2 protein-coding genes (1 of these 2 only partly in view) are annotated in these 13525 nt (G+C 74.0%); both read left to right on the top strand.

What is annotated here, in order from left to right; translation table 11 throughout:
• A protein-coding gene (locus ACH4S7_RS29985) for a type I polyketide synthase (protein ID WP_398524473.1) crosses the window boundary here: on the top strand, nucleotides 1–3003 show its final stretch. The gene continues 12285 nt to the left of window position 1, outside the view; the window shows 3003 of its 15288 coding nt (coding positions 12286–15288); its start codon lies off the left edge, out of view; its stop codon occupies nucleotides 3001–3003.
• Nucleotides 3004–3071: 68 nt separating this feature from the next.
• Entirely contained in the window at nucleotides 3072–13475 is a 10404-nt protein-coding gene (locus ACH4S7_RS29990) for an SDR family NAD(P)-dependent oxidoreductase (RefSeq protein WP_398524474.1), read from the top strand.
• Nucleotides 13476–13525 lie beyond the last annotated feature (50 nt).

Here is a 13525-nt window from a genome sequence, read left to right on the forward strand (position 1 = left end):
CTCGAACCGGCCGACCATCCACTGCTCGGCGCCGCGCTGGCACTCGCTGACGGCGGCTGCCTCTTCACCGCCCAGCTCTCGCTCCAGCGGCACCCGTGGCTCGCCGACCACGCCATCGGCGGGGCCGTTGTGCTGCCCGGTACCGCCTTCCTCGAACTCGCGGTCCGGGCGGCCGACCAGGTCGGCTGCGCCCGGGTCGAGGAACTGACCCTCCAGGCCCCGCTGGTCCTGCCGGAGCGGGGCGCGGTCCGGGTCCAGGTGCGGGTGGGCGCCGACGACGGTACGGGAGCGCGCACGCTGGAGATGTACTCCCGGCCCGCGAACGCCCCGGACGACGAGCCCTGGCAGCGGCACGCCGACGGCACCCTCCTCCCCGACGGGCTGCCCGGGGCCGCGGAACCGGGCGCGTGGCCGCCGGCCGACGCGACACCGGTCGACCTCGACGGCTTCTACCCACGGCTCGCCGCGGCGGGCGCCGACTACGGCCCCGGCTTCCAGGGACTGACCGCCGCCTGGCTGCGCGGCACCGAGGTCTTCGCCGAGGTGGCGCTGCCGGAGGGGGCGGACGGACCGGCGTACGGTCTGCACCCGGCCCTGCTGGACGCGGCGCTGCACACCATCGCGCTCTCCCCCGGCAGCGCGGGCGGCCAGGGGGTGATGCCGTTCTCCTGGAGCGGCGTGGTCCTGCACAGCGCCGGCGCGTCCCGGCTGCGGGTCAGGCTCGACGACCTCGGCGAGAACGCCGTGGCCGTACGGGTCTGGGATGCCACCGGCCAGCCGGTCGCCTCCGTCGAATCGTTGGCGATCCGCCCGATCGGCGGTCCGGGAACCCGCCCCGCTGCCCGCACGGCGCACGAATCCCTCTTCCGTACGGAGTGGACGCCCGCCGTGCCCGCGCCGCTGCCGGCCGGCCGGAACTGGGCGCTCATCGGGCCGGACGGGCTGGCCGAGCCGGGCGGGGCGGGCGGGCTGACGCGGGCCCTCGCGGACGCCGCGCGCCTCGAAACGTACCCGGCGCTCCCCGACCTCCTGGCCGCGATCACGACGGGCGCGCCCGTACCGGACCGGGTGATCGTCGCCGACCCGCCCCCGTCGGGCGATCCGGCCCGCGCCGCCCGGGAGGCGTCCCACCGGGCGCTCGAACGGGTGCAGGGCTGGCTCTCCGACGAGCGGTTGGCCCAGTCCCGGCTGGTCTTCGTCACCCGGGGCGCGCTGGCGGTCGACGCAGACACGGAGCTGACGGACCTCGCCGGGGCCCCGGTGCACGGACTGGTCCGGGCGGCCAGTTCGGAGAATCCGGGCCGCTTCGGCCTGATCGACCTCGACGCGGACCCCGAGTCCCTGGCCGCGCTACCGCTGGCCGTGGCGCACGACGAACCGCAGACGGTGGTACGGGGCGGAGTGGTCCGGCTGGCCCGGCTCTCCCGGGTCCAGACGGTCCTGGACCTGTCCGGGGCCGCCGATCCCGCCGGTACCGGGGCCGGGGCTGCCGATGCAGCCGGTATCGGGGCCGGTGCTGCCGATCCCGTCCGTACGGAACCAGGCGCCGGTACCGAACCCGGGGCCGCCGACCCCGCCCGTACAGACACCGACCACGCCACCGACCTCACCCGTACCGACCTCGACCACCCCACCGGCCCCGCCCGTGCCGCAGCCGGCTGGAACCCGGCCGGTACCACCCTCATCACCGGCGCCACCGGCACCCTCGGCCGGCTCGTCGCCCGCCATCTCGTCGGCGAGCACGGCGTTCGGCGCCTGCTGCTGGTGAGCCGCCGGGGGGCCGCCGCCGACGGCGCGGGTCCGCTGCGGGACGAACTCCTCGCCCTGGGCGCCGCGGAGGTGACCCTCGCCGCCTGCGACGTCGCCGACCGCGCCGCGCTGGCCCGGCTCATCGACTCCGTACCCGATGAACATCCGCTGACCGCCGTCTTCCACGCGGCGGGCATCGTCGACGACGGCGTCGTCACCTCGCTGACCCCCGAGCGGATCGACGGAGTGTTCGCCGCGAAGGTCGACGCCGCGTACCACCTGCATGAGCTCACCAGCTCACGGGAGTTGACGGCGTTCGTGCTGTTCTCGTCCCTCGCGGCGACGTTCGGCGGTGCCGGGCAGGCCGGGTACGCGGCCGGGAACGCCTTCCTCGACGCGCTCGCGAGCCACCGCCGCGCCCAGGGACTGGCGGCGCTCTCCCTCAACTGGGGCCCGTGGGCCGACCTCAGCGCCATGACGGGCAAGCTGGGCGCCGCGGACCAGGCGCGGATCGCGCGCGGCGGGGTCGTCCCGCTGCCCTCGGCCGAGGGGCTCGACCTGCTCGATCTCGCCCATACCCTGGACGAGGCGGTCCTCGTGCCGGTGCGGCTGTCGCTCGCCGAGTTCGCCGGGGCCGACGAAGTGCCCTTCCTGCTGCGGGGTCTGGTCCGTGGCCGGGCCCGGCCCGCCGCCGCCACCGCGTCGGCCTCCGGTGGGACCACCGGCACGGCCGACCGGCTCGGCGCGATGTCCGCCGCCGAGCGCGGGCGGTCCCTGCTGGAGCTGGTCCGCCACCAGGCGGCGCTGGTGCTCGCCTACGAGTCGGCCGAACTGATCGATGTCGAGCGGGGCTTCCTGGCCATGGGTTTCGACTCGCTCAGCGCCGTCGAGCTGCGGAACCGGCTCAGCAAGGAGACCGGACTGACCCTGCCCGCGACCGTCCTGTTCGACTATCCGACACCCGTCGCGCTCGCCGGCAGGCTCGGGGAGATCTTCCCGTCCGACGGCGAACGCGTCCTCAATCCGATCCTCGTGGAACTGGACAAACTGGGCGCCAACCTGCCGGACGCCGCTGCGGATGACACCTTGCGCGGCCGGGTCGAGAACCGGTTGCGGGACCTGCTGTCCAAGCTCACGGGGGACACCGGCGGAACGACAACTACCACAGACGCGACGACCTCGGCGATCGATCACTTCGAGTCGGCCACAGACGACGAGATCTTCCAGTTCCTCGACAGCGAGCTGGACACCTGAGTGCACAGACATGAGGAATGGGAGCGAGTCGTGCCAGAGGCGACGAGGTCCGGACGAGGGGCGAAGCGATGAATGAGGAGCGGCTCCGCGAGTATCTGAAGCGGGCCAGTGCCGACCTGCACCGGACCCGGCAGAAGCTGTCGGATCTGGAGACGAGGAGTTCGGAGCCGATCGCGATCGTCGGCATGAGCTGCCGGCTGCCCGGTGACATCGAGTCTCCCGAAGAGCTGTGGCGGCTGCTGGAGGACGGCGGCGACGCCGTCTCCGGCTTCCCCACCGACCGGGGCTGGGACCTGGAGTCCCTCTACGACCCGGACCCCGACCAGCCCGGCACCTGCTACACCACCCAGGGCGGCTTCCTGCACAACGCGAGCCGGTTCGACCCGGAGCTGTTCGGGATGAGCCCGCGCGAGGCGCTCGCCACCGACCCCCAGCAGCGGCTGCTGCTGGAGGCGTCCTGGGAGGCGCTGGAGCGGAGCGGTATCAGCCCGACATCGGTCCGGGGCAGCCGCACCGGTGTGTACGTCGGCGTCATGTACAACGACTACGCCACCAGGATCCCCCAGCCCCCGCGCGGTATGGAGGGCCATATCGGCAACGGCAGCGCGCCGAGCATCGCCTCCGGCCGCGTCGCCTACACCCTCGGCCTTGAGGGCCCGGCGGTCACCCTGGACACCGCCTGCTCCTCGTCCCTGGTCTCCGTCCACCTCGCCTGCCAGGCGCTGCGGGCGGGGGAGTGCACCCTGGCCCTCGCCGGCGGAGTGACGGTGATGTCCACACCGGTCACCTTCGTCCAGTTCAGCCGCCACCGCGGACTCTCGGCGGACGGCCGCTGCAAGTCCTTCGCCGACGGCGCGGACGGCACCGGCTGGTCCGAGGGCGTCGGGCTGCTGGTCCTGGAACGGCTCTCGGAGGCCCGCCGCAACGGCCACCGGGTGCTCGCCGTGGTCCGGGGCACCGCCGTCAACCAGGACGGCGCGAGCAGCGGCCTCACCGCGCCGAACGGCCCCGCCCAGCAGCGGGTCATCCGACAGGCGCTGGCCAACGCGGGCCTGACCCCGTCCGATGTGGACGCGGTCGAGGCGCACGGTACGGGGACGACCCTCGGTGACCCGATCGAGGCGCAGGCGCTGCTCGCCACCTACGGTCAGGACCGCCCGGACGGCGAGCCGCTCCGGCTCGGCTCGCTCAAGTCGAACATCGGCCATGCGCAGGCCGCCGCCGGCGTCGCCGGAATGATCAAGATGGTGCAGGCGATCCGACACGGGACGCTGCCGAAGACCCTCCACATCGACCGGCCCTCCCGGCACGTCGACTGGTCGGAGGGGGGCGTGGAACTGCTGACGACGGCTCAGCCCTGGCCCGACCGGGGGCGGGCGAGGCGCGCGGGCGTGTCGGCGTTCGGCGTCAGCGGGACCAACGCACATGTGATCCTGGAAGAGGCGCCCCCGGTCGCCGAGGAGACCGAACCGGGCGGCCCCACAACAGCCCCGACAACGGCCCCCGCAACAGCTCCGACGGCTGCGACGCCAACGGCCGCGACGGCCGCGACGGCCCCGACGACAACGGCACCGACGCCAACGGCCGCGACGGTCCGTACGCTGCCCGCCGTGCCCTGGCCCGTCTCCGCGCGGACCCCGGACGGGGTCGCAGCCCAGGCGCGGCGGCTCCGCACCGGTGTCTCCGGCCGTCCGGCGGTGGACATCGGCCTCTCCCTGGCCACCACCCGCGCCCCGCTGGAACAGCGCGCGGTGGCCGTCGGCACCACCTCCGACGAACTGCTCGCCCAGCTCACGGCGATCGGCGCCGGCGACGGCGCCGCCTTGGCCGTGGACGGTACGGGCCCCGTGCGCGGACGCGTCATCGGCGGGCCGCTCGCCTTCATGTTCACCGGCCAGGGCGCCCAGCGCGCCGGTATGGGCCGGGAACTGTACGCCGCCTTCCCGGTGTTCGCGCGCGCCCTGGACGAGATCTGCGAACGGTTCGGCACCGGCCCGGGACCCTCGCTCCGTACCGTCATGTTCGAGGACACCGGACTGCTCGACCGCACCGAGTACACCCAGCCCGCGCTCTTCGCCTTCGAGGTCGCGCTCTTCCGGCTGCTCGAATCGTGGGGCGTCACCCCCGACCACCTCATCGGCCACTCCATCGGCGAACTCGCCGCAGCCCACGCGGCCGGGGTGCTCACCCTGCCGGACGCCTGCCGACTGGTCGCGGCCCGTGGCCGGCTGATGCAGTCACTGCCGGACCACGGCGCCATGGTCGCCGTGCGCGCCACCGAGGACGAGGTCGGACCGCTGCTCGGGGACGGGGTCTCGATCGCCGCGATCAACGCGGCGGGCTCCGTGGTCCTCTCCGGCGACGAGGACGCGGTGCTCCGGGTCGCGGCCCGGTTCACCGACGCGGGCTCCCGACGGCTCACCGTCAGCCACGCCTTCCACTCCCACCACATGGACCCGATGCTGCGCGACTTCCGCGCCGTCGCCGACTCGATCGACTACCACAAGCCCCGGATTCCCGTGGTGTCCAATCTGACCGGCCGGTTCGTCGAGGAGTTCACCGCCGACCACTGGGTGCGGCACGTCCGCGACACCGTCCGCTTCGCCGACGGCATCGGCACGCTTCGGGCCCTCGGCACGGCCCGCTTCGTCGAGATCGGACCCGACGGGCCGCTCTCCGCCGCCGTCGCCGACGAGGTCCCCGGCCACTGCCTCGTCCAGCCCCTGTCGCGCCGGAGCGCCCCCGAGACCGAGACGCTGGTACGGTCGCTCGCCCGCCTCTGGACCGGCGGCGTCGACGTGGACTGGCCGGCCTTCTACGACGGCACCGGCGCCCGCCCCGTCGAACTCCCCACCTTCGCCTTCCAGCACCGCAGGTTCTGGCTCGACGCACCCGTCTCCCGGTACGACATGGCGGCCGGGCACTCGATCCTCGGCGTCCGGATGGAGCGCGCCGACGCGGACGGATTCGTCTTCGGCGGCGAACTGGCCACCCGTACACACACCTGGCTCACCGACCACCGGGTCGGGGACCGTGTCCTCGTCCCCGGTACGGCCTTCCTGGAACTCGCGCTCCGCGCCGGCGCGCAGATCGGCTGCCCCCGGGTCGACGAACTGGTGCTGGCCGAACCGCTCACCCTCGCCGAACCCGACCGGGTCACCCTCCAGGTCGTCATCGGCGCCGCCGACGACCTCGGCGAACGGCCCGTCACCGGCTACTCCCGGCCCGCCGCGGCCGACGGCGCTGACCTGCCCTGGACCCGGCACTTCACCGGCACCCTGACCGCCGCCGAGCCGACCGGGGACGAGGCGTACGGGCCCATCGAATGGCCCCCGCCGGGCGCCGCCCCCCTCGACACCGAGCACCTCTACGACGACCTCGCCGCCGCCGGACTGCGGTACGGGCCGCTCTTCCGCGGACTGCGCGCCGCCTGGCGGCTGGACGACGAGATCCACGCCGAGATCGAACTGCCCGAGACGCACCACGTGGACGCCGAGCGCTTCCAACTGCACCCCGCGCTCCTCGACGCCGCGCTGCACGCGGCCGCCCTGGACGAGGAGGCCGCGGCCGGCTCGGTGCCCTTCACCTGGTCCGGTGTCGCCGTGCACGCCCCGGGCGCCACCGCACTGCGGGTCACCATCGGGCGGCCCTCCGAGCGGACCCTGAGCCTGACCGCCACCGACGGCGACGGCAACCCCGTGGTCTCCGTGGACTCGCTGCTGCTGCGCCCCCTCGCGACGGACGGCGCGCCGGCCGCCGGGCGCCGGCCCGCACGGCTGCGCGACACGCTGTTCCGGGTCGAGTGGCAGGAGGTCTCCGGCCTGGCCGCCGACGCCGGCGCGGAGCCGGAACCGCCCCTGGAGGTGGTGGACCTGCCGGGCGGCGGGCCCCTCCCGGAGGACCCGCACGACGCGGTGCGGGAGGCGCTGCACCGTACCCTCGCCGTGCTCCACACCCGGCTCGCCGAACCGATGGACGAGGACACCCGGCTCGTCCTGCGCACCCGCGGCGCGGTACGGCTGCCGGGGGAGAGCGGAGACCTCGATCCGGTCGCCGCCGCCGTCCAGGGGCTGGTCCGGTCGGCGCAGTCGGAGAACCCCGACCGGTTCGTCCTGCTGGACGTCGCCCCGGACGCCCCGGACAGCGAGGCGCTGGCGGATGTGCCCGCGCGGATCGTCGCGTACGACGAGCGGCAGCTCACGGTCAGGGACGGGCGCTGGTACGGGCCCCGGCTGGTACGCGTCCCCGCGACCGACGCGACCAGCGGCCCGACCGGCACCGCTGGCCCGGCTACCATCACCGGCCCGACCGACACCGGTCGCTCGACCGGAACCACCGGCTCGGGAACTCTCGTACCCCCGGCAACCACGGTCACCGACGCCACTGACACCGGCAGGGACACCGATACCGGCACCGACACCGGCACGGACACCGATACCGGCACGGAAACTGACACCGGCACCGGCACGGACTCGGAGACGGCAACCGCCTTCGACCCCGAGGGCACCGTTCTGGTCACCGGTGCCACCGGGCAGCTCGGCCGCGCCCTCTGCCGGCATCTGGTCGCCGAACACGGCGTCCGCCACCTGCTGCTGCTCAGCCGGTCGGGCCCGGACGCCGACGCAGCCGGTGAACTCCTCGGACTCGACGCCGATGTCTCCCTCATCGCCTGCGACGCGGCCGACCGCACAGCCCTGGCCGCCGCGCTCGCCTCGGTCGCCCCGGAACACCCGCTGACCGCCGTCATCCATCTGGCCGGCACCATCGACGACGGCATCATCCAGTCCCTGACACCCGGCCGGATCGACACCGTACTGGCCCCCAAGGTCGCCGGCGCGGTCAATCTGCACGAGCTGACCAGCGGAGCGGAGCTGTCCGCCTTCATCCTCTTCGCCTCGGCGGCCGGCACCTTCGGCGGCCCCGGGCAGGGCAACTACGCCGCCGCCAACGCCTATCTCGACGCCCTCGCCGAGCGCCGCCGCCGGGCCGGACTCCCGGGACTCTCCCTGGCATGGGGTCTGTGGGAGGGCGACGACGGAATGATCGGCGGTCTGACCGACGCCGATCTGGCGCGTGCGGGCAGCATCGGCGTGCTCAGCCTGAGCGGCCCGGACGGGCTCGCGCTCTTCGACACCGCGCTGCGGCGACCCGAGGCCAACCTGGTAGCCACCGCGCTCGACCTCGCCACCCTGCGCAAGCAGGCCGACCACCTGCTGCCCGCACTGCTGCGCGGACTCGTCCGGAAGCGGTCGTCCCGGCCGCCGGCCACCGCCCGGCGGGGCACGATGATCGACCTGGTCCGCGCCCGGGTCGCGGCCGTCCTGCGGTACGCGTCGGGCAACGCGGTCGACGCCGACAAGGCGTTCTCCGAACTGGGCTTCGACTCGCTGATGGCGGTCGAACTGCGCAACCGGCTCAGCGAGGAGACCGCGGTACGGCTGCCCGCCTCAGTGATCTTCGACCATCCCACCCCCGCCGCGCTCGCCCGCCATCTGGAGTCGCTCTCCACCGACGGGACCTCGGCCTTACGCGGCGCCCGGAACGCCCTCGTACCGGCCGCCCCCGCCGCGTCCGACGAGCCGATCGCGATCGTCGGCATGGCCTGCCGGCTGCCCGGTGGTGTCGAATCGCCGGAACAGCTCTGGGACCTGGTGACCCGTGGCGACGACGCCGTCGTGCCGATGCCCCACGACCGGGGCTGGGACCTCGGCGCGCTCCTCCACCCGGACCCGGAACGCCCCGGCACCAGCTATGTCGACGAGGGCGGCTTCCTCGACGGCGCCGATCTCTTCGACCCCACCCTCTTCGGCGTCTCGCCGCGCGAGGCGCTCGCCATGGACCCCCAGCAGCGGCTGCTCCTGGAGTCGTCCTGGGAGCTGTTCGAGCGCGCCGGTATCCCCGCGCGCTCGCTGAAGGGCAGCAGGACCGGTGTGTTCGTCGGTCTGATGTACACCGACTACCCGATCCTGCTGCAAGGCCGGGAGCACGACCTCGAAGGCCATCTCGGCAACGGCACGGCCGCCAGCATCGCGTCCGGCCGGATCGCCTACACCTACGGACTTGAGGGCCCGGCCGTCACCGTCGACACCGCCTGCTCCTCCTCCCTCGTGGCCGTGCACTGGGCGACCAACGCGCTCCGCTCCGGCGAGTGCACCCTGGCCGTCGCCGGCGGTGCGACCGTGATGTCCACCCCCACCGTCTTCCAGGAGTTCAGCCGTCAGCGCGGGCTCGCGGCCGACGGCCGCTGCAAGCCGTTCGCGGAGGCTGCCGACGGCACCGGTTGGGGCGAGGGGGTCGGCCTGCTGCTCCTGGAGCGGTTGTCGGACGCCCGGCGCAACGGGCACCGGGTGCTGGGTGTCATCCGAGGATCGGCGGTCAACTCCGACGGCGCGTCCAACGGTCTGACCGCGCCCAACGGTCCTTCGCAGCAGCGGGTGATCCGCCAGGCCCTGGCGAGCGCCGGACTCGACGCCGCCGAGGTCGACACGGTGGAGGCCCACGGCACGGGCACACCGCTGGGCGACCCGATCGAGGCACAGGCGCTGATCGAGACCTACGGGCAGAACCGCCGGGACGACGTACCGCTGCTGGTCGGCGCGCTCAAGTCGAACATCGGCCACACCCAGGCGGCGGCCGGTGTCGCCGGCGTCATCAAGACCGTCATGGCGATGCGCCACGGCGTACTGCCGGGCATCCTGCATCTGGACGCCCCCTCGTCCCGGGTGGACTGGGAGGCGGGCGCGGTCCGGCTGCTCGCGGAGAACCAGGAGTGGCCGGCCACCGGGCGGCCACGCCGGGCGGCCGTATCGTCGTTCGGCATCAGCGGCACCAACGCGCATGTGGTGCTGGAACAGCCGACCGGCCCCGACGCGCCCACGACCCCCGAGGCGCCGACCGGCCCCGACGCGCCCGCGACCTCCGGCACACCGGCCACCTCCGGCACACCGGCCGTCCCGCCCGCGTCGACAGCCGTTGAAGTCCCGACCGAGACCGAGACCGAGACCGAGACCGAGGCCGCCACGCCCGCCACTCCCGAGCCGGCCACCCCCGCCACCGCCACCGCCACGCCCACCACCACGCTCGCCTGGGCCCTGTCCGCCCCGACCGTCCCCGCCCTCCGCGCCCAGGCCGCGCGCCTCCTCCCGACCGCGGAGACCCACGACCCGGCCGATATCGGTCTCTCCCTCGTCACCACCCGGTCCACCTTCGACCACCGCGCGGTCACCGTCGGCTCCGACCGGGCCGAACTGCTCGCCGGACTCCGCGCCCTCGCCACCGGCGAACCGGCCGGCAACCTGGTCGAAGGCGTCGCCCAGCCAGTGAGCAAGAGCGTGTTCGTCTTCCCCGGCCAAGGCTCCCAGTGGGCCGGCATGGCGGCCGAACTCATCGACTCCGCACCGGTCTTCGCCGCCGAGATCGCCCGCTGCGAAACCGCACTCGCCGAGTTCGTCGACTGGTCGATCACCGATGTGCTGCGCCGCGCACCCGGCGCACCCGGCCTCGAAGGCGACGATGTCGTCCAGCCCGCCACCTTCGCCGTCACCCTCTCGCTCGCCGCGCTCTGGCGGTCGTACGGAGTCGAACCGGCCGCCGTCGTCGGCCACTCGCAGGGCGAGATGGCCGCGGCCTGCTTCGCGGGCGCACTCTCGCTCCGCGACGCCGCCCGTGTCGTCTGCCTGCGCGGCCGGGAGGTCACCGCACTGGCCGGACGCGGCGGACTGGTCTCCGTCGAATCCTCGCCCGAAAACATCGAGGAGATGCTCCGCCGCTATCCGGGCCGCCTCCACACCGGCGCCGTGAACAGCCCCCGGGCCGTCGTGGTCTCCGGCGACCGGGACGCGCTGGAAGAGCTGATCAGCGAGTGCCGCGCCCAGGGCATCCGTACCAAATGGGTGCCGATCAACTACGCCTCGCACTCCCCACACGCCGACGAACTGGAAGACCGGCTGGCCGACGTCCTCGGACCGATCGTCCCCACCGCGCCCGCCGTGCCGTTCCTCTCCACCGTCACCGCCGACTGGGCCGACGACACCCTCCCGCTCGACGCCGGGTACTGGTTCCAGAACCTGCGCCGACCGGTCCGGTTCGCCGACTCCGTCCAAGCCCTCGCGGAACAGGGCTTCGGACCGATGATCGAGGTCAGCGCGCACCCGGTGCTCACCGGAGCGATCGAGGAGACCCTCGCCGACCGGGACGACGTCGTCGCCGTCGGCTCCCTGCGCCGAGGCGACGGCGGGCTCGGCCGCTTCCTCCGCTCCGTCGGCGAGGCGTACGCGGCCGGTGCCGCCGTCGACTGGCCGCGCGCCTTCGACGGCACCACGGCGCGCCCCGTCGAACTCCCTTCGTACGCCTTCCAGCGCCAGCGGTTCTGGCCCGAACTGGACGAACTGGCGAGGACGGCGGTGGCCGATCCCCAGGAGACCGAGTTCTGGAACGCGGTCCAGCGGCAGGACATCGACGCCCTCGCCACCAGGATCGGTCTTGACCGCCAGGAACTGGCACCGGTGCTGCCCGCGCTCTCCCGCTGGCACGGCGAACGCCAGGCCCGCTCCACCCTCGACGGCTGGCGGTACCGCACCGACTGGGTACCGCTGCGCCCCGCGAACACCCCCGCACTCGACGGCAGATGGCTGCTGGTGCGCCCCGAGTCCCACGGCCACGGCCTGATCGCCGATACGGCACGGGCCCTGACGGCGGCCGGTGCCGCCGTGGTCGACCTGCCGGTCGGCGGCCCCGGCTCCACCCCGCTGGCCGAACTCCTCCGGGCCGCCGTGGGCGCGGAACCACTGGCGGGCGTGGTCTGCCTCACCGGCCTCGATGAGACCCCCGACCCCGTACACGGGGTGATAGCCACCGGACTCGGACAGTGGCTGGACACCGTCCGGGCACTGACCGGGCTACGGAGCGAGGCCCCGCTCTGGGTCGTCACATCGGGCGCGGTCGGCACCGGGCCCGATGACCCGCCGCGCCACCCCACACAGGCACTGATCTGGGGCGCGGGAGCGGTCCTCGGACTGGAACAGCCCAGCGGGCGCGGCGGGCTGATCGACCTGCCCGCCGAACTCGACCGACAGGGAGCCGAACTGCTCTGCGCTGCTCTCACCGGCACGACCGGCGAGGAACAGATCGCCATCAGGCCGAGCGGGATGGCGGCCCGGCGACTGGTTCGCGCTCCCGCGGACGGCCCGGCGACCCCCTGGCAGCCCCGGGACACCGTGATGATCACCGGGGGCACCGGAGCACTCGGCGGCCATCTCGCCCGCTGGGCCGCCCGGTCCGGCGCCGAACGGATCGTGCTGATCAGCAGGCGCGGTGACGCCGCCGACGGCATGGCCGAACTCCGCGACGAACTCTTCGACCTCGGCGCCGAGGCCGTCATCGCCGCCTGCGACCTCACCGACCGGGAGGCGCTCACCACCCTCTACGCGAAGATCACCGCCGATGGCCCCCCGGTCCGCGCCATCCTGCACGCGGCCGGCACCAACGGCCGGGAGGTCTCCTGCGAAGAGCTGACCGCCGATGAACTCGCCGCCGTCCTCGGATCCAAGGTCGACGGCGCGCGCCATCTCGCCGCGCTGGTCGAGGACCGGCGGCCGGCACTCGACGCGTTCGTCCTCTTCTCCTCGATCACCGGCACCCTCGGCGACACCGGCCGGGTCCCCTACGCCGCGGCCAATGCCTTCCTCGACTCCTTCGCCGCCGAACGGCGCGCCGCCGGCGTGCCCGTGATGTCGATCGCCTGGGGTTCCTGGGGCGGTGGCGGCATGGTGGACGAGAACTCCGGCGCGGTCCTGCGACAGCTCGGATTCCACCGGATGGACCCCGAGATCGCCATCGGCGCGCTCGCCGACACGGTCACCCGCCAGGACGGCGATCTGATCGTCGCCGATATCGGCTGGCAGGCGTTCGCCCCGGCCTACACCGCCCTGCGGGAACGGCCGCTCATCCTCGGCGTCGCCGAGGCCCGCCAGGCGCTGGCCGGTTCGGACAAGGCGGCCGACGACGGCGCCGACACCGAACTCGTACGACGGCTCGGCGCCGCCGACGACACCGAGCGGCAGCGGCTCCTCGTCGACCGGGTGCAGCGCGAGGCCGCCGTGGCACTCGGCCATGGATCGGCCGCCGAGATGCACCTGGACCGGCCGTTCAAGGACCTCGGCTTCGACTCCCTCACCGTGATCACCCTGCGCAACCGCCTCTCCGCCCTCACCGGCCTCAAGCTCCCGACCACCCTCGTCTTCGACCATCCCACTTCGCCGCACTCGCCCGCTATCTGGCGACCCGGCTCTTCGGCGCGGGCGCCGAGCCCCCGCCGCAGAGCGCGGAGGAAGCCGCCACCTGGGCCACCCTGCGCACCATCCCGCTCAGCCGGATGCGCGAGACCGGACTCCTCGACGCACTCCTCGAACTGGCCACCGCGCCGGAACGGACCACCGAGGAGAGCGACGGCGTCGACCGGTTCGAGGACATGAACGTGGCCGACCTCGTCGAGCTGGCACTCGGCACCGACCAACACTCACGG

Origin of the sequence: Streptomyces sp. NPDC020965 (genome assembly GCF_044333555.1) — a bacterium.
Classification (GTDB): domain Bacteria; phylum Actinomycetota; class Actinomycetes; order Streptomycetales; family Streptomycetaceae; genus Streptomyces.

Bases quoted from the DNA above. Each gene is read 5' to 3' on its own strand.
- ACH4S7_RS29990 (WP_398524474.1), top strand. From the start codon at position 3,072: ATGAATGAGGAGCGGCTCCGCGAGTATCTGAAGCGGGCCAGTGCCGAC.